The following is an 18,304-nucleotide window of genomic DNA, read 5'->3' as shown; positions in this document are numbered from 1 at the left end:
GAGATTCCTGTCAATACTCAAGATAAAAAAAATATTCTAATCCATTTGGTTTTTTTATTTTTGGAATTCCTAATTACAGGGTATTGACAGCAGAACGGGAAAACGCTATAATAATCCTTGAAGTACAATTTGGAATTACACCCTGTTCAATGACACTATGTCATTCCATTTTCCTGATGCTTAGGAATAAAGACAGGTCGCCCGTGTTTTTCCGAATTCTATTCCCATTCCACTATTTTAACGATGAGGAGGTGTTATTAAAATTATGCCAAAGCGCCCCAGTTCCTCCGTTACGTCTTCCGAACTGGCTCTCCTGCAAATCCTGTGGAACTCTCCACGTCCTCTTAATAAGCAGGAGATTCTGGAAAAAGCGATGGAGGATGAAGAAAATCCACTGTTTGCAAAAAACTCTTTTCATATCCTTATAAATGAGTTGATTGCAAAAGAGTACCTTGTCCCTGTTGACAACATGGGCATGGGGCGGAAAAACGCGCGACGCTATGCGCCTACCGTGTCCCGCAATGAGTTCCTTGCCCTACAGGTACACACCACGCAAGACTATAAGCTTACGGACATCCCTGAAATTCTCTCTGCCCTGCTTGATCTTTCCAATACCGCTGATGCGGAAACTGTATTTGTCGGTATCGAGAAGCTCATCAAAAAGAGAAGAGAAGAAAACAAGGGGAGTGAGGAAGAGTGAGTTTTTCCATTTACTCTTTTCTTATGGCGGTGCTGTGGAGCAGTGTTTTTGTTTTATTGCTTTGCCTGTGCCGTCGAAGCCGGAACCTGATTGTTTGTCTTGGCGTGTGGCCATTGCTTGGTGTAATTGTCTGCACTCTGGCACGTTGCTTTTTCCCTCTTGAGATGCTGTCATTCACGCACGTTGTTATGGGCAGTGAACTTGTTACCCGCGTGGATGACTTCCTTACATCGCCTGTCCCCGGTCTGGCAGTTACGCCTTTGCAGTTTGGAGGCGTAGTTTGGATTCTCGGCTCGGTGTTCTTCTTCGTCCGATTCCTCTGGTCTTACGGCAAATTCAGAAAACTTCTGTACTCGTTTGTACCACTGGAAGAAGATGACGGTTCTCCGTATGGAGAAGCGCAGGCTCTGGCTGAACAGATGGGCCTGCCCGGGTTCACCATCTACATGACAGGCATTGTCCGTTCACCAACCGTGACTGGCTTTTTTCGTCCCATCGTCTTATTCCCGCTTTACCCTTATTCCAGTGAGGATTATCAGAACGCGCTGGAGCATGAGTTTACGCATTGGATAAACCGTGACATCTGGGTGAAGCTGCTGGTCGAACTGCTCCGCGATATATTCTGGTGGAACCCTCTGGTTTACCTGCTCAAGTATGACTTGAACCAGACACTGGAGTTAAAGTGTGATTTGGCTATTGCGAAGAAACGTGATTTGGACGGGCGGGTTCAATATGTACGGACACTGGAGAGTACAGCTTTCTACGCGAAGAACAAGGAAGGCAATTTCTTTGAAATGTTCGCGATTGCCGAACTTTCACTGGATGGCGGGAAAAGATTGATGCAGCGGGCAGATGCCATACTGAACTATGAGCACCGGCCCAGGCGTATTGCTTTGGCGATGGCTTTTACCTCTCTCATCATGGCTGTGCTGATGATTTTTTCTTATTCTTTTGTTATTCAGCCGTGCTATGAACCGCCGAGAGAGGAAATTGAAGAACCCATTGGTGACGGATTCTATACGGGACTTTCAAACAAAGACTCCTATCTTCAAAAAAATGAAGATGGAAGTTATTCTGTAATACATGAGGGAAACGTTGTGGCTTCTGTTTCCGAAGATTTTGCACAGTTTTTACATGAATATGACTATAAGATAATAGATAACTAAATTTAAGGCAGGTGAATATTTATGGGTATAATGCCATTGGCTGATGTAATTGAGGTGAGAACGCGTGTTTATAACGGGAAAATGCAGTATCGGCGTTGGAACGTCACGCGAAATCGCTGGGAAGACCCCTATTGGATGGATGCATTTTAACATGAAAAAAGTGTGAGCGGCGCAGGAACACAAAGGTTTCTACGCCGCTTTTACATGAATATGACATAATTCTACTTTTTGTGAAGCCGTCTTATAAAGCCTATCAGCATCTCCAAGTCCTCTTCGTCAAGGTCATGCATTTCCTTCAGAGCCTGATGAACTAAGCCCGGATTGCGGTTTTCGGCATCAAAGAACATCATGGGGGTGATGTCAAAATACTCGCAGATATTTATGAAAGCCTCCATAGAGGGCAAGGATTTGCCAGAGGAAATCCCCTGGATATAGTTCCGATTCATGCCAATATCTAGGCTCATCTGATATTCCGACACATCTTTTTTCAGACGCAGTTCTGTAATCCTGTTTCGAATAAAGGTTGCATATTTTTCCATCTAATCACCCATACATAAACATACCCTTATTTTTTACCCGGATATACATAATTAAAACCTTTTTATTCTTGATTTTTACAGTTTACGCATTATTAAAAATGGAACCTGGTTTTTTCGGCTTGAGGTGCCAATATGAAATTTACACTTACTTTTACTCAAAACAGAATTTTACGGGCGTACTGGAGAACGCATCAACCCTTTAATGTAGATACTCTGATGAAGGATAAATTTTTCATCTTCAGATTCACAAGCTGCCTTTGTTTACGTCAAATGGAAAGGAAAGGCCAGATTATCCGGGATCCCATTGATTCCCCGTGGTATGTAGGTACAACAGAATCACGGGATGAATGGAAACATCTCAAGTATATGCGGTCTATCAGTTCTTTCACATGCGATGCACTTTATTTGAATCGTTACGAGCGGAAAGAAGTCAGCAAGGCCATAAGGGAAGCCATAAAGGAGTTAAGCCAAAATAGCCCGGACTCTCAAGAATAATAGAGCGCTGAGATTGCTTCGGCTTTGACAAATGGATTCAGCCAAAAGCGCGAATCCCAGGATGCATCCCGGTTATCCCCCACCACATATAAGCATCCCTCTGGAACAACAATCTCCTTTTCCTTGTGCATAACCATATCACCGCCGACCGCCGCGACTCGTTTTACCAGCAGCTTACCTTCATGCCGGAACACAATGATGTCGCCCACCTTCAACTCGCCAAAAATGCGGCTGCCGATAATTATACTCCCTTTATGCAAGGTGGGTTCCATGGATTCAGTAGGCACATACCCAATAAACAGCACAAATCGGAACAACACAAACACGGCTGTCATTACAGCCACAGGAACAATCCATCTTAACCTTTTTCTCATACCAATTCCTCCAAAACAAAAAAGAGGGATGCTGAAACCTTCCAGTCTCAGCATCCCTCTTGATTTTTACGCCGCGTAAGCCTCCATCACCGCTGCAGATTGCGGCCGGTCCTTCAAGAACTTTCGGGCCTTCGACACCCATGCGGTCACCAGATTATCACTTGCCCCCAGCTTTTCACCAATCTCCTTACAGGTGTAGCCTTCCGCCATCAGCAGCATGGCGTCCAATCCCCGGACAGTAGACGGAGGTGCTGCTTGCCGAGCCCTCCCGATTACGGAGAACATATCCAGCCGCAGTTCAGCCAGCTTGTCCACGGACTCCGCCGGTTTCTCCGCATACGGCTCCTCCTGCACGATTTCCACCCGCCGACAGTTGGCGTAGTTCAGGGCGTCGCAGATCTCATGCCAGATGAGTTTATAAGCATATGTAGAAAATGTGCCGCCTTTGTCAGTAGCCACAGCTTTGCACAGGCCGATACATCCAATCTGAAACAAATCCTCCCGAGTATGGCAGCCCACAGCAGCCTGCCCGCCCAGCTTGTCCCCCAGCACCTTGTAGACCAGGCCCAGGTTCTCTTCAACGCGTGCCTGCTGTTCCTTTGTCAATTTCATGACGCACCCCTCCTCTCCGGCTTCTCTTTGACACGCGTGCCCAAGACCCGCCTGCTCTCCTCGATCACCTGTTTGCAGTAATACTCCCCACAATGCCCAATGTGCGCCTCCGACAGTGGCGTGCGCATCTTATCCGCCAACCAGCGGTAAGCATCCTCGCGGCTCATGCGGCCGGATTTATAAAGCTGGTCGAAGTAATAATGGGCCGTGCGCCGCAGGGTTCGCAGCTCGTGGTTGGCCAGGCTCCCCATGGGGGCACCCGACCCGGGGTGGGCCCGGACGTAAGAATCGCACTCCGGGTACCGGCTGCACACATAGAGCATGGCTCCGCTGCTGTTTTCTTTATAAATACCGTCTGCGCTGCGGAATACCACCGGGCTGCCGCAATAGGGGCAGCGCATCTGCTGTTTCCTTTTATGTTTTTTCATGGCCAAAACTCCTTTATGAAAATAAAAAAGCCGGAAGCCCGCAAAGAACACAGAGCTATCTGGATAGCAAATAACCCATCATGTTCTATGCAGCCTTCCGGCCATGTCTATAAATAGCGGGATACTCCCGCTGCTGCCTACGCTATTGGGGGCCACTCCCTCGGAGGGCCCGTCCCGGTACGCTATCCATCCGGGAGCCTGAACGTAAAGCTATTTATACAAATAGTATAACACGTCAGGTGGGATTTGTCAAGCTAAATAGAAATATAATTTTGTATATCTCATCGACTTTATTTCTATTCGCTGTCTATCTCATCCTCAAAATCAGTCTGAGGGATTCCTCTGCGCTTACGCCGAACCAGCCCCAGTACAGCAAGCCCGGCGATAGCTGCACCCAGAGTAATCAGGGGCAGAAGGACACTGCGGTCATCGCCTGTCTTGGGCACGTCGGGGGTGTCACTGGGCGGGACAATAGTCACAGTCTGGTCTTTATCCTCCAGGTCGGCATGGGTACAGATTTCTTTGTCGCCTAAGTAGAGGGTTTCAAAGACAACCAGTTCGGTTTTCCTGGTGATGGCGCTACCATCAAAGTGGAAAGTGACCGTGACCTCGCCGTCAGCCGTTTCCGGGGTAAAGACGGCTTCTGCCGCAACTTCCTTATCACCTACCAGGAACTTCTCGCCTGTGGCCTTGTTCATCAGGACGCCCTTCACGCTGTATTCCTTACCAGGGGTGAGGCCAGTATAGGCCACCACATCCTCCAACACGATGTCTTTGGAGGGGGCAGCCTCCTTTTTGCCGCCGATAGTCGCGGTAGTCTTGAGTTCCGGCGCGCCAAAGGAGACTGTCTGAGCTTCGTCCTCAATGTCTGCGTGAACTGCCAATTCTATATCCCGGTAGTACAGCGTCTCGAACACCACAATACTCTTGCCCTGCAGGCCGGAGGCGTCAAACTTGAAGGGCACCTGTACAGTGCCAGAGGACTCATCCGGGACGAATTCCGTGGTGGCGGTAATTTCCTTGCCATCCACCAGCAGCTTCTCGCCTGTAGACCTATCCATCAGCACGCCCTTGATCTGATAGGTCTTGCCGGGCGTCAGGCCGGAGTAGGCTACCTCATCAATGAGCGTGATTTCGCCCGTGGGTTCCGCCTGCTTTTCGCCGTCAACAGTAGCCGTGGTACCGATTTCAGGGTCATGAATCTGCACAGTCTGGCCTTCATCGTTGATGTCGGTATGGGAAGCAACTTCCACATCTTCCCGGTACAGAGTTTCAAAGACGACCACGTCTTTCCCACGAAGGGCACTGGCGTCAAAAGAAAAAAGCACCTCAACGGTGCCTTCGGGTTCCGCTGCTACAAACTGTGTTCCGGCAGTGATTTGTTTGTCATCAATAAGAAGGGGCTCGCCTGTGGCCTTGTCCATCAGGACACCCTTCACCGTGTACGCCTTGCCGACGGTCAGCCCCGTATAAGCAACCGCATCGGTCAGGGTGACCTCGCCCAGCGGGTCAACTTCTTTTTTGCCATCCACCGTGGCTGTGGTGCCGATTTCCGGCCCGATGATTTTCACTGTCTGGTCCTCATCGTTGATATCTGCGTGAACAGCCAGCTCCACGCCGTCTTTATACAGCGTTTCAAAAGCCACGATGCTCTTGCCCTTCAGGCCCGTGATGTCAAAGGTGAACTCGATATCCACACTGCCATCAGCGCTCTCCGGGGTGAACTCCGCTTCAGCCGTAACCTCTTTGTCATCTACCAGCAGCTTCTCGTCTGTAGACTTATCCATCAGCACGCCCTTAACCTGATAGGTCTTGCCGGGGGTCAAGCCGGTGTACAGCACGGTGTCGGTCAGCGTGACTTCACCCTGCCAGTCCACCTCTTTTTCGCCGTTGATGGTGGCAGTGGTCTTGAGCTGGGGTTCTTCGATGGTCACGGTCTGACCAATATCCTCGATATTGGCGTGGCCGGTGACAAGCTGGGAATCCAGGTACAATTCTTCAAATACTACCACATCATGGCCGCCAAGCTGCCTGGCATCGAAGGTGAAGGTCATATCCTCCACGCCACCGGACTCTTTGGGTGTGAACTCCTTCTCCGCCGTGACTTCCTTGCCGTCTACCAACAGCTTTTCGCCTGTGGGCTTGTCCATCAGCCAACCCTTGAGGGTGAACTTTTTGCCGGGTGTCAGGCCGGAATAAGAGACAGAATCTATAATAGCAGCCGCCTGCTCTGCACTGACCAGCTTGCCGCCATCAGTCCCAGCAGCGGTAGTGGAGATAGCGGGCTGCTCCTCGTAAGCATCGTCAATGGTGCCCAGATTTATAGTCACCATATTGCGCATGATGGCGATATCCTCGATGTGCACCAACGCATAGTTTTCGTTGGCCGGGCAGCGCAGCTCGTCCAAGGTATAGCTGTCATAGGGAAGCGCGCCCAGTTCATCGTCCACATCCACCATGGTGCCCTCAGTGGTCAAGCCGAACCACACACCTGCCAAATCATCATAAGTGCCGGGCTCGGCAGTATCGTTGTAATTGGTTTTCTCACTATGGGCGTTCCACCCGTTTGCCGTGCTGACCTGTCCGTTCTTGTCTGTCACCAGGATGTGGCTCTCACCGGTGGTCTGGCTGGTGAGCTTAAACGGCACGCCTGCCAGCCGGTGCATATCGTCCTCCGCCACCTTCACAAACTCCAGGTCGCCGCGCTTGACCTGGTTGTACCAGGCATCGCCCTCTTTGTACTCCACCAACTGGCCCTCCTCGGTGATATCAAACTTCCGGGGCTCGCCGTCCGTGAGCAGATAACCTTCGCCAACTTTAACCTCCTGGATGGAGTAGCTGCCAAAGGGCAGGGCATTGGGCTCGCTCTGGGCTGCGCCGTCTTTGATGATAAGTGTCAGCGCCACCTCGCCGGGGGCAAACTCACCTTCGCCTACCTTCACCGGATTGGTGCTCAGGTTGGTGATGGCAAACTCCGTGCCGTCCAGGCTGGCCCCACCCAAAGGTGTCAGCAAGCCAGACTCCAAATCCCGCTTCTCAATGGCAATGCCGCCGCGTTTTACCTGTTCGGTGACGGCCATATCAATGGGGTTGTGTTCCTCTGTGAAGTTATCAGGCTCTGCGGGGATGTGGTGGGGTTCCTCGTCCAGCAGATAACCCTCGGAGGGGTCAATCTCCCGCAGTTCCCAGTTATAGCCGCAGATGTACTCCTTGGTGGTGAACTTGCCCTCTGCGTCGGTCTGGTAGCGGTCTACCAGCTCGCCATCCAGAAAAACGCCGTACCAGGCACCGGCCAGCGTGCCGTTGCCCTGGGGGCCGCCTATCTCGCGGTCATCCTTGTCCACGCTCAACGTAAATTTCTTCAGAATGTTGTGGAAAGACACCTGCGCCGTGCTGCCCTCCGTGAGCGTCACCGTCTGGCTTTCCGGGATCACATAACGGATGGGCGTCTCCACCTCTTCAATGGTATACTCAAACAGCTTCGTACCCGCAATGTCCTCATAGATGGGCAGCTTTTCCGTCAGGATAGTACCGTTGCTGTCGGTGGTGTAGATTTGGGAGTAGCCGTCCGCCAGCCGCGTCACCCTGAACTGCAGGCCCTCTACGATGCCGTCCTCTGAGGTCTTAACGATTTTGAACTGCCCATACTTCATGGGGTTGGTCTTGCTGTAGCTGTAGGTCTCGCCGTCCTCGGTAATCTGCACCTCGAAATCGTCGATGTGCTCCCGGCCCTTGCCGCCGCTGCGCTGATGGACAATATAAGTGCCATAGGGCAGCAGCTTGGTGGTGGCTTTGCCGTCCGTGCCGGAGGTAAGAAGGTCGCGTTCCGCAGCCTTGGCGGCAGCATAGCTGCCGGCAGATTTCAGGTACACTTCAAACACAGCGCCCGTCTCGGGCACATCTGCGGCATTGAGCATTTCCGCCATCTTCTGCAGGCTGATGCGGCCTTTATAGACCTCATCGGTGATATCCGTGGGGGTCAATTCGTAGACCGCCGTGGTGGTCTTATCGCCAGTGACGGTGTAGGTGTGTACGGTCGGATCCAGCTTGTACCCAGGAGGCGGCGTAATTTCCTGCACCGTAACGGTACCCAGCGGGATATGGCTGAACCGCACGATGCCGCTGGCATTGGTGGTGCCACGCTCGGTAATGGTCTGCCCGTTCTTTGTGTAGGTGACTTCATACACAGCCCCAGCCAAAGACGCGTCGCCATCCGGGACGGCATTGCCGCTGCCAGCGCTGCGTTTCTGCACGGTCAGTTGAATACGGCTGGGGTCATCCTGCACGTCCAGGGACGTATCCGCACCGTTTATGGTGAAGGTGTAGACCTTGCTGTCCAGCGCGTAGCCCATGGGAGCTTTGGTCTCCTTCACGGAATAAGTGCCGTTACCCAGGGGCTTTGACAGCTCGGCATGGCCGTTGGCGTCCGTTGTGAAAGTAGCTACAACCGTGCCGCTGGCAGACGTGCCCTTATATACATTATAGGTGGCGCCCGCCAAAGAATAGTTGTTATTACCCGCCACGCACTCCGCGTCTGCCGAGGTCTTGGTCAGGGTGACATTGTAGTCGCTGGGCTCAATCTTGATAACGATATAAATACAGTTTGCGGCTTTGGGCGTAATAGCGCTGATCTGGTTGCCGCTGCCGGGTTCTGTACTGCTGTGCCAGAGGATATCGTCCCCACTGCTCCAATGCCATTAAGTTAAGCGCCCCCAAAGAGCCCCGCTATCGTGCCGGAAGATAAAACCAAGAAATCCGATTACCCGAGGAAACAGGTCTCTGGAAAGCCCGTCCCCGCCTTACCGGAAAGCGTTTTCTGTAAAGCAACCCTTCCAGTTCTCGAAAAGGTTTCCGTAAGAAAGCACAGCAGGCAAAGACAGCGTCGGAAAAATTGAGGCGCTGTTTTTGTTTTGTGTTGTGGCAGGAAAGCTTCACGTTCCAGGCTGCTGCCTGTGCAAAGTTAAAAATCAGGAAAGCAGCAAAAACCTCCTGTAAAATAAGTTCTGGAATTTTGGAGTGGAGATGAATGAGCGCCACTGAATATTTCAGGCTGCGGAAAGATGTTTCGATGCCCCAGCGTTTGGCGTAAAGAGCTTTCAAAGTTTCGGGCGGAAATTGATTTTTATTCAGATTTGTCAGGAAGGTTTCCGTTTTTCCATTGCAGAAATTTACGCGTACGATACGGAAAGAAAGCCGGTAAAAGCCAACGCTTTCTACAGGCAGGAAATCGAAAACACGCTGACTTGTAAGCTTATAATAATCTGCCGGAACAGGGATATTTCTTGTTTCCAGTTTTCGTTTTGTGAGGCGCCCCAAAGTGAGGCTTGCGGGTATATCAAATTCGGGAAAACAAGGAAGTTTTACACCAAAAACCGAATCCCTTTCCTTCAGGCGGATGACATATTTCCATCCCCGGTTTTCCAGATGCGCCAAGTTGTTCAGGGACGCATAGTTCCGGTCAGCTAAAAGGATAACCGGCTCTGAAATCCGCGAACGGTCTGTCATTTCACACAGAGCTTTGCCTTCATTTTTCTCGTGTTCCTTTTGGACAATTAAGTCTGTATAAATGCCGTTTTCCAAGTCAAAAAGAGCGTTTATCAGGTGCTTGTTCCAACCGTGCTGGCGGTCTGTTCCGGGCAGATAAGAAAGCAAATCTGCAGGGTATGCTGATGATTTCAAGGACGTTCCATCCACTGCCAGCAGCCGATATCCCCGGTACTTCTTTTCGGGGGTAAGTGAATTTGAAAAGCTGTGAAATAAGTCCTCCAAGGCTTTAGGCAAAAGCTTTTTCCGCTGCTGCACAAAGGCGGAGGCAGAAGGTGTTTTTTCTTGAAAACGGAAAGCTTTCATGAGATTTTTGCCCACGCTTTCACAGCTCATGGTGAGCAAGAAGAAAATGATATTTTCAAAATCCAGCGCCCTGCGGCGGGTGAAATCCCGTCCCGGCCGGCTGGCGTAAATTTGGGGATTCTTTCCCATTTTCCTTACCTGAGACAGCAGCTTTTTTCGTAAGTTTTTTGCGGTTTGTTTCATTTTATAAGCCCCTTGAAGTTTTTATTTTTCAAGGGGCTTCGCCGCATATTTTTCTCATTTTGTCAAGGGCTTTTTGCCGGTTTCTTTATCTTTTTACAAAATGCTTAACTTAATGGCATTGCCCCACTGCTCTCGCCCCAGTAAAAGCCGATGTGGTTGTCCGCACCATCGTTAAAGGGCTGCAGGCTCCAGTACATGAGGATGATGTCGCCTTTTTCCAGCTTGCCGTCCGCCAGCATTTCGGCTTTTGTGTTGTAGACATAGCAGGTAAGCCCTGCCGCCTTTGCCAGCTGATAATAGTTGGAAGCACCTGCCAACAGGTCATAAGGCTTGCCCGACCCAAACCACAGGTCATCACCAGTGCTTTTGATGAGGTCGATGGCGGCAGAGCAGTTGAGCCCCACCTTGCGCAGCACATACCCCACAAAACCGCCGCAGTTCATGCCAGCGGTGCCGTTGTAGGAGGTGTCGCCGTTGGGGGACTGCACGTCGCCGCCAGCATAGGTGGTTCCCAGATAGTAGTTGTCATGCTCGTGGGCACTCAGCTCGTTGACGATGGCATCCCGGGTCACGCCGTAGTCTGTGAGGTACCGGCTGCCGCCCTCCAGGTCGGCCTTCACGCTGGAGATGGAGTCACGGGCATACAGCTCAATGCCGGTCAGATAGGGGTAGGGATCCACTTTGCCGCTGGGGGTCAGCACTTCAAAATGCAGGTGCGCCCCGGTGGCATTGCCGGTAGAACCCACCCGGCCGATCTGCTGGCCCCGCTGTACGGTCTGGCCCTGTCGAACATTGATTTCAGACAGATGGGCGTACAGGGTAGAATTACCGTCCGGGTGCTGGATCTGCACCATGTGGCCGTAGCTTTGGTTATCGTCGGTAGACTTCGAGCCGTCCCACACCTGCACGGTGGTAACAGTGCCCTCATCTGCCGCCAGGACAGGGGAGCCCTCGGGTGCGGCCATATCCAGCGCCTGGTGTTCTCGGCCGAAGCTAACGGTAACGTCCACTGCTTCCGGGGCGACCATCACATACTGCCCGCCAAACTCTGCGTCCATGACCTCGAAGTATTCTACATAGGGGTCAGGCACCGGGGCTGGGGCGGGTGCGGGTTCCTCCGAGGGCTCAGGCGTTGCCGAGGGCTCCGGGGTGATTTCCGGTTCTGAAGAAGAAATATCTTCCTCCGGGGGCGTGCTTTCCATGCTGCTTTCCACTGCGCTCTCCAACTGGGAAGACATTTCTGCCGCCCAGACTGTAGGGATACAGGAGAAAACCAGCAGCATGGCCAACAGGATCGATAAGGCTTTTTGCGTTGTTTTCATGGCTTTTGTTCCTTTCTGAATAAATTTGTATATGAAAAAAGGCGATGCACGAATGCACCGCCTTGGATTGTCTGTTTGCTTGCAAATGCTTGCAATCTCTGTATAAATGGGATATAATATTCTCCAGTGAAAGGAGGCCGCACTTATGGCAAACACATCTGCAGTTTACGCCCGCATCGACACCGGGCTAAAAGAAAACGCGGAGGGGATTCTGGCGCAGCTGGGCATTACTCCATCCAGTGCAATTCAAATGTTATACAGTCAGATCGTCCTTCAAAGGGGGCTGCCTTTCGACCTTCACCTGCCTCCCATGAAGCCAACCGCCCTGGATGGGCTGACCCGGGAAGAGTTGGACGCTGAACTCATGAAAGGTATGGACTCGCTAAAGGGCGGCATAACGTACAGCGCAGATGAGGTGCATGCTGAACTTGCGAAGGAATTCGGCATATGATGGTTGATTGGGAGCCATGGGCCTCCATGGGGATGCGCAAACTGCCCGTGGACAATTTCCTGGTGTTTTATCTGGTCAATCAGGAAGAATGCCTGGTCACGGTTGTCCGTATTTTTTATGGAGGCCGGGATATTGAAAACATCATCCAAAACGAGGAGCAATAAGTTAGGAACAAAAAAGTGCATCACCAGGTGGACACACCTAATGATGCACTTGCTTTTTGCTCTATTAAATTATGAGGGAATTACCGTTCTTCCCAATGCCCCTGCTCCGGGGTAGTTACCGTTTCATAGTGTCCCTCCACGTCCACTACCCAGACCCGCTCGCTGACCTCATACATAGGCCCGGAGGTCATAGTGTAGCCACCGTGGTCTTCACCGTTATCAAAGGCAGCCCACTGATGGGCGTCCACATCGCCGGTGGTGGGGAATGTCTGGCCGCAGCCGTTGCAGCGGTATACCCAGTCGCTGGTGAGGTAGGGCCGGTCCTCCCAGTGGCCCTGCTCGTCCACCCAAATTTGCTGTGTGGAGGCAGGAACATCCACCACCCACACCTTTTCTTTCGGCTTGGGGGTGACTGTAGGCGCAGGCTGGGGAGTAGATTCCACTACTATAGCAGCAGGTGTTGCCGTAGCTGCAGGAGCTTTACTGCTGGAGGGTGCCGCCTGTTCCGGGCTGCTTTTAGCCGCTAAAACAGGCTCCTGCTCCTCTTTCTCTACAGATTCTGCCAGTTCCACCTTTGGAGTTGATTTCGCTTTCGGGGAAGGAGATGCCTTTGCCGAAGGCTTGGGTGAAGGTGTTGCTTCCGCCTGACTACTCGACAAAACAATCTTCGGCGAAGCACTGGGCAGCGGTTCCTCTGCCACATCCGGCTTGCTGCCAAAACCTACCAGCATCACAAGCACTACTGCCAGAACCAGCCCGACTATTACCGAACCCCCAATTTTCTTACCGTACTCTTTTTTCATCTGGTGCTCCTCTCTGCCCCTACTCAGGGGCACTATTCGTATTCGTCGTCTTCCTCATCCACTTCTTCTCCCCGCCGCCTTTTCAAGACCGACAGGATGATCAGCGCAGCCACGGCCACAATCATCCCGCCGCCAAACACGCACAACTGCCAGATAGGGATGCCCGCCAGTACAGGCTGGGCTTCCGGTTCAGGCTCCGGCTCATGGCTGTGGGATTCAATGACAGGCTCATTCTGGCTTTCGGGTTCCGAATCAACAGGTGTTGGCGCAGAAACTTTAGAACCCAGGCAGGTCAGCGTATAGCTTTTACTGCCGCCAATCTCCAGTCGCAGTACGCCGTCCTCCCCCACGGGAATCGTGCCGGGGTACAGGCCGGAGTCCGTCTTTAACTGGAACTCCACCCCAGCCCATTCCGGGCCCAACTGAATAACAAGCTGTTCCGGGCTGGCGATTTGAAGCTCGGTTCCATCGGTGCCGTCCCTGGCACTGGCGGGGATGAACAGGCAGAACAGGAAAAAGAAACTGGTTGCAAGAGCCACCATGGCTCTGTTTATTTTTGAAAGCATATTGTACCTCCTGGAATTGGGCCGTGGAAGGATTTGCTTTCATCCTTATCACACGGTTGGTTGTCGGAATTTACAACGGATTTTTGAAATTTTTCTTTTCTTTTATCTCCCCATGATGTATACTGAAAAAAATAGAAAGGGGGCCTGCCGGATGGCTATGCACACAAGCGATATTCAAGCGCTGCTATCACCCATTTTTGCTGATTACGGCATCACAAAGGCGGTGCTTTTCGGCTCGTTCGCCAAGGGCACGGCTACCGATAAAAGCGACATTGACCTTTTAGTGGAAAGCGGGCTTCACGGGCTGCGCTTTGTTGGGTTTATGGAAACAATCCGGCAAAAGGTTGACCGGCCTGTGGATGTTTTCGATATATCTCATATTGAAAAAGGTTCTCAACTGGAACGGGAAATCCAGGCTACTGGGGTGACGATTTATGAAGCTTCTCCCCAGAATATAGGACTGCGCGCTATGAAAGCTGCGAGCCAGATTGCTGCGGAAAACGGACTGGCCGATATGACGTTAGAACAAATCAATGCAGAAATCATGGAAGTCAGGAACAGTCAAAAGTAAGGCACCCGCCAGTCATGGCAGGTGCCTTTCTCTTACCTCGCCGCCGCAATATGTGTGATAGCTCCCCAGATGCGGTTGGACTCCCGGTTGATGCCCAGAATCCGCACCGTGACCCGCGCCCCCCTGGGCGGCCTGCCGCGCTTAGGATAACTGCACAGACAATCCACGCCTTCATCCAGCGCCACAAACACGCCGTTGATGTCCACCATGCTCACCGTGCCCACATAGCAGCTCCCCACCGAGTACCGCCATAAAGCCTTTTCATAGGGGTTCTCTCCGGCCTGCTTCACAGAAGCCGTCACCCGGACATTCTCCCGGTCGGCACGGTCAACCTCCAGCACCTTCACCAGCACCCGCTGGCCAGCCTGGAAGTAGAGCCCCGCGTCCATCCACCGCTGGTAACTCAGCTCCCGCAGGGGGATGTACGTCTCCAGGCCGAATAAATCCACGAAAATGCCTGCCCGGATGACCGACACGATGCGCGCCTCCGCGCACACGCCCTCATGGATAGGCGGGTTCCCGGCTCTCCCAGAACCGAAATAGTATTCACGACGCTTAGTGGCCATGGCTTCCAACCGGCTGCCTGCCGCCAGACTGGTCTGCGGCTCCACACCTTTTATGATGTAATCCACCTCTGCACCCAGACGCTTGGTGAGCATATAATTGTAAAGCTCCGCTTCCGAACGGCCCCGGCGATCCTGCGGCAACTCTACCGCTTCTTCTGCAGGGATAATGATTTTGAACGCCCCATGGTAGATGACTGCCAGGGATGTTTCGGGCTTGGGACGCTCCACCCCCTGGATAGTTCCCGTGAGGATGCGGCCCGTCTTTTGCGACTCCACCAGGTCGAGCAGGTCACTGCGGGCTTTGTCTGCGTCGGTTTCAACGGTGGGCCCATCGCCAATGGCCAGGACGGGACTGAGTCTGGCAGCGCGCCGGCGGCGGGGGAAGATTCTGTCAGACTGGTTTTGATCGTGCACCGGAACTGCAGATCCACGGTCCTCCTCTGCGATTTCTGTCCCAGTCTGGGGAAACAGCGCATCATGAGGCGCCTTTAGGTCCACGTCCGCCCGATTTCCTTCCATTTCAGAACCGGTCTGGGGCGGCTGGCCTTCCTGCAATAATACATCATCCATAAACATAAATTTTACCTCCTAAAAATCTGTGGGTGGTTTGGCTGAGCTGTACAAGCCTGGCTTTGCTTTCTTTTTATCCGGGTCTGGGGGCGGCGGTGGAACTGCTATTGGAGTAACCACCTGTGCAGGCCGGTAATCCATAATGGAGCAATTTTTCAACTCCCTTGCCATGGGGTGCAGCGTGTAATCCAACTTTTTGAGTTTCAGCACATTGCACCCCCGGATAACGCACAGCAGTTCCTCATTGGGCAAGCGCAGCACCTCATCGGGAGTAAGCAACTTACGGCGGCCCTGGCCCTCGGTCTGGCGGTACTGGGGGATGAACTGGGCCACCGCCATGGTCTGGCGCGTGGTCGAGGTGGAGTCTACCCGGATGCTCATATCGCCGCTGCGGGAAGAAAAGTATTGGGCGGTCATGTCATCGGTGCAGCCCAGCATCAACTGGATGTCCGCATTGCCGATAATTTCTGACCACAGGTTGTTGGGGTAGCGGTTCTGTAGCTGCCCCAAACTCTGCACCGCCAGCATGACCCGGATATCCCGGGAACGAATGACGGAAAGCGAACGGGCAAAGTCCGAGCCATCTGCCGCGCCGCCGATTCGGCCAACATTATTGAATTCGTCGAGTATCAAGTTGACTGGCACCGGACATCTCCTCCCCGGCTGGCTGTCCGCAAACCGGGTCAGGCGGATGAACAGGAACGAGAAAAACAGCGATGACAGAAACGCCATGGTGGCATCTTGGTCACTGAGGATAATAAAATAGGCGCACTTCTTCCGGGCCGGGGCTGTCAGGCTGATATCCGACCGGCTAATGATTTTTGCCACCGCCTGGTTCTGCAAGACCTGCAGCCTCGTACCCAAGCCCAGTATGATTCCAGACCGCACCGTGTCGCTGGACTGGGAGAACAGATTAAAGGGCGCTCTCGCCGGGTGTCCCAGAGGCAGCTTCTCAAAAAGAGTCATCAACTGGCGCTCGCTGTTCTGGGTCAAAAGCCGGTATACGGCAGGCAGGTGCTTTTCCGTTTTGTCTAAGCTGGCATCCTGGTCGATGAACAGAATCAGTGCTTTCAAGAGGTTTCCCTCGCCGCTGTCCCAGAACTTGTCGCCCTTCCCGGCACTGGTATTGCCGATGATGACATCTGTTAACACCTGGGCCATGAGGGTATCACCGTCCAGGTCTGCCATGCAGTTCCAGGAGTCCCCATGGGCCGGGTCTACCAGATTGAACACTTTCACTTCGTAGCCATACTTCTTGAAAAGCCCGACGGTATCGCTGTAGAGCTCGGCCTTGGGGTCTGTGATGACCACTGACTCCTCACGCTTGATGCACTGGAACAGCGCATTGCGTATGACGGCCCGGGATTTCATGGTACCGGACGCTCCAAAAATGGCAATATGGCGGTTCAGCCGGGTATCTTCGGGCATACAAACAGCCTTGCCGTGGTACTCGCCCAGAACCGTACCCTTTGCCCTGCTGATGGGCGCGGTCTCCAGCATCTGCTGCATCTCCTTCTCGGTCATCCAACTGGCTGTGCCGTAGGTGCCGGATTTGCTAAGGCCGAAACCCCGAGGGTCAGTGCCGCCAGACCGGCCTTGAACTTTCCAGTAGACCAACAAACCGCCGATGACCAGGAGAACCAAGCCTACCCCCTGCAATCCGCTGAAAGTAAAGGCGCTGGAGAAACAGGTGATTGGGTTCCAGTCTACCGGGGGCAACCGCGCATTACCAGTTAATCCATCCTGGGCCAGCCATTCCCGGTAATCTGCCAATAGCTGCCCCATCAGGCCGCCTATGTACAGCAAGGCTGCCAATCCCAGAATGGCGGCAACCATGATGACAGTTTTCCGTTTACTCAAAGGCATCCCTCTTTTCTATTCCCAGCGCAGCTTCCACTGCATCCATCTCAATGGTTTTTATGACTGCCCGGCCTGCAAGGTATTCCCGGAGGAAGTCCACCTGGTGAGGGAAACACAAAACCTCAAAGGGCCCGGTTCGCCCCTCTATCCCCTCTTTGAAACGGATGAGCCGGGCCAGGTCGCCGTCCAAGTGGGAAAGGACAAACGTACCGTCCACCTGCGCATCGTACTCAAAGGAACTACGGTTAAAAGAACGGGTCTCCGGGTCAAAGAGTAGGCTTAACAGGCGCTCTTTCCAGTCCGGGATCGTGAAAAACTGAAGCTGGCGGACGCCATTCTCATCCAAGGGGACAAAGTGTATATGGCTGAATACTACATCTGGCCGCAGATCTTTCTTTTGTTCCTTGCTTTTCTCTGAGAAGGACTGCAAGGCAACTCCCTCAGAAGCCCCAAACAGAATTGCAGAGTCCACATTGCCAATACCTGCGTTTAGCCGGCTGATTTCTGCCAGGCTGTGGACGGTCTTGAACTCGCCCATGCCGTTCCATTTCATAGCCGCCTTGCGGGTGTTGTACACCGCATAGCAGTTTCCGGCACAGTAGGCAGCCCCTACCATGCGCGTAAACGATGTCTTGTTCAACTCGGCATCGGAAATACGTTTGATATCCCTGGAGAGATACAAGGACGGCTCTTCGGGAACCAAAGGGAGAATTCTTTCCCTTTGCAGCCCTGGAAGCGCATACGGCCTTACTTCCCATCCTGCCCGCCAGCACATCGCAGCAGCCTCAGCTATTCGGTGATGCCGGTCAAGATGCAGGCCGTCCCCAGGGAAATGATGGTTCCAGAAAGAATGCATATAATATGGATAAGCACCGGGATGCACCCATTTCAAGATAGGTAAGGCTTGCTTATATAGGCGGACCGTTTTTGTCCTTCCGCCGCCATTGAGGGTGAACAGCCTGCAGGCCATCTCCTCACCTGTCTGGGAATTGCGGAATTGCTCTGAATCTGTCAGCTTAACGATAAGAGCCTTATACACCCGCTTACTCCCAAGCAGGTCTAAATGCTGAAAAGGGAACTCTCC

General features: G+C 52.7%; 17 protein-coding genes. 5 read left to right on the top strand and 12 right to left on the bottom strand.

The window, feature by feature from the left end; all coding sequences use genetic code 11:
• Nucleotides 1–265: 265 nt before the first annotated feature.
• Together VSQ30_RS02555 and VSQ30_RS02550 are read left to right on the top strand one after the other, a co-directional pair.
• Complete coding sequence (locus VSQ30_RS02555; RefSeq protein WP_334461768.1) at nt 266–700, top strand: BlaI/MecI/CopY family transcriptional regulator; 435 nt, start codon at nt 266–268, stop codon at nt 698–700.
• Complete coding sequence (locus VSQ30_RS02550) at nt 697–1,866, top strand: M56 family metallopeptidase (protein WP_334461766.1); 1,170 nt, start codon at nt 697–699, stop codon at nt 1,864–1,866. Before VSQ30_RS02555 ends, VSQ30_RS02550 begins: the two co-directional genes overlap by 4 nt.
• 221 nt (nt 1,867–2,087) lie before the next feature.
• On the opposite strand, the gene VSQ30_RS02545 is transcribed toward VSQ30_RS02550, so the two are convergent.
• From VSQ30_RS02545 to VSQ30_RS02515, 7 genes are all read right to left on the bottom strand, one after another.
• Nucleotides 2,088–2,405: a helix-turn-helix domain-containing protein gene (locus VSQ30_RS02545; RefSeq protein WP_334461764.1), complete on the bottom strand. Its 318-nt coding sequence runs from the start codon at nt 2,403–2,405 to the stop codon at nt 2,088–2,090.
• 485 nt (nt 2,406–2,890) lie between these two features.
• Nucleotides 2,891–3,328, bottom strand: coding sequence for a signal peptidase I (gene lepB, locus VSQ30_RS02540; protein WP_334461761.1), 438 nt, complete (start codon nt 3,326–3,328; stop codon nt 2,891–2,893).
• 12 nt (nt 3,329–3,340) lie between these two features.
• Nucleotides 3,341–3,886, bottom strand: coding sequence for a sigma-70 family RNA polymerase sigma factor (locus VSQ30_RS02535; RefSeq protein ID WP_334461759.1), 546 nt, complete (start codon nt 3,884–3,886; stop codon nt 3,341–3,343).
• Entirely contained in the window at nt 3,883–4,314 is a 432-nt protein-coding gene (locus tag VSQ30_RS02530; protein ID WP_334461757.1) for a DUF3268 family zinc-finger domain-containing protein, read from the bottom strand. Before VSQ30_RS02530 ends, VSQ30_RS02535 begins: the two co-directional genes overlap by 4 nt.
• Before the next feature lie 296 nt (nt 4,315–4,610).
• Nucleotides 4,611–8,837: a VaFE repeat-containing surface-anchored protein gene (locus tag VSQ30_RS02525; protein ID WP_334461756.1), complete on the bottom strand. Its 4,227-nt coding sequence runs from the start codon at nt 8,835–8,837 to the stop codon at nt 4,611–4,613.
• Between the two features lie 202 nt (nt 8,838–9,039).
• Nucleotides 9,040–10,347, bottom strand: coding sequence for an IS4 family transposase (locus VSQ30_RS02520; protein WP_334461212.1), 1,308 nt, complete (start codon nt 10,345–10,347; stop codon nt 9,040–9,042).
• 104 nt (nt 10,348–10,451) lie between these two features.
• Nucleotides 10,452–11,669, bottom strand: coding sequence for a M23 family metallopeptidase (locus VSQ30_RS02515; RefSeq protein WP_334461753.1), 1,218 nt, complete (start codon nt 11,667–11,669; stop codon nt 10,452–10,454).
• Nucleotides 11,670–11,814: 145 nt separating this feature from the next.
• Here VSQ30_RS02515 and VSQ30_RS02510 point away from each other — a divergent pair, with 145 nt between their 5' ends.
• Together VSQ30_RS02510 and VSQ30_RS02505 are read left to right on the top strand one after the other, a co-directional pair.
• On the top strand, nt 11,815–12,120 hold the full coding sequence (locus tag VSQ30_RS02510) for a type II toxin-antitoxin system RelB/DinJ family antitoxin (protein WP_305117555.1): 306 nt from the start codon (nt 11,815–11,817) through the stop codon (nt 12,118–12,120).
• A complete protein-coding gene (locus VSQ30_RS02505; protein ID WP_305117556.1) occupies nt 12,117–12,284 on the top strand; it encodes a type II toxin-antitoxin system RelE/ParE family toxin in 168 nt (55 codons plus the stop codon). The genes VSQ30_RS02510 and VSQ30_RS02505 overlap by 4 nt, the downstream gene beginning before the upstream one ends.
• Before the next feature lie 80 nt (nt 12,285–12,364).
• Here the strand turns inward: VSQ30_RS02505 and VSQ30_RS02500 are convergent, their stop codons facing one another.
• Nucleotides 12,365–13,087, bottom strand: coding sequence for a hypothetical protein (locus tag VSQ30_RS02500; RefSeq protein ID WP_305117557.1), 723 nt, complete (start codon nt 13,085–13,087; stop codon nt 12,365–12,367).
• A 32-nt stretch (nt 13,088–13,119) separates the two neighbouring features.
• Nucleotides 13,120–13,653 (bottom strand): hypothetical protein, encoded by a 534-nt coding sequence (locus VSQ30_RS02495; protein ID WP_305117558.1) that lies wholly within the window; start codon nt 13,651–13,653, stop codon nt 13,120–13,122.
• 151 nt (nt 13,654–13,804) lie between these two features.
• Here VSQ30_RS02495 and VSQ30_RS02490 point away from each other — a divergent pair, with 151 nt between their 5' ends.
• On the top strand, nt 13,805–14,224 hold the full coding sequence (locus VSQ30_RS02490; RefSeq protein WP_334461752.1) for a nucleotidyltransferase family protein: 420 nt from the start codon (nt 13,805–13,807) through the stop codon (nt 14,222–14,224).
• Between the two features lie 32 nt (nt 14,225–14,256).
• On the opposite strand, the gene VSQ30_RS02485 is transcribed toward VSQ30_RS02490, so the two are convergent.
• The 3 genes from VSQ30_RS02485 to VSQ30_RS02475 are packed head-to-tail and all read right to left on the bottom strand — an operon-like array spanning nt 14,257 to nt 17,923.
• Nucleotides 14,257–15,366, bottom strand: coding sequence for a S1 RNA-binding domain-containing protein (locus VSQ30_RS02485; RefSeq protein ID WP_334461750.1), 1,110 nt, complete (start codon nt 15,364–15,366; stop codon nt 14,257–14,259).
• A 12-nt stretch (nt 15,367–15,378) separates the two neighbouring features.
• Nucleotides 15,379–17,220 (bottom strand): VirD4-like conjugal transfer protein, CD1115 family, encoded by a 1,842-nt coding sequence (locus tag VSQ30_RS02480; protein WP_502876174.1) that lies wholly within the window; start codon nt 17,218–17,220, stop codon nt 15,379–15,381.
• Nucleotides 17,213–17,923 carry a hypothetical protein gene (locus VSQ30_RS02475; RefSeq protein WP_334461748.1) on the bottom strand — a complete coding sequence of 237 codons (711 nt, stop codon included), beginning with the start codon at nt 17,921–17,923 and terminating at the stop codon, nt 17,213–17,215. The genes VSQ30_RS02480 and VSQ30_RS02475 overlap by 8 nt, the downstream gene beginning before the upstream one ends.
• Nucleotides 17,924–18,304 lie beyond the last annotated feature (381 nt).

Source organism: Acutalibacter sp. JLR.KK004 (assembly GCF_036941085.1).
In the GTDB taxonomy this organism is placed as follows: Bacteria; Bacillota; Clostridia; order Oscillospirales; family Acutalibacteraceae; genus Acutalibacter.
The sequence above is the reverse complement of the archived record's forward strand: the minus strand, read 5'-3'. Positions and strand labels throughout refer to the sequence as shown.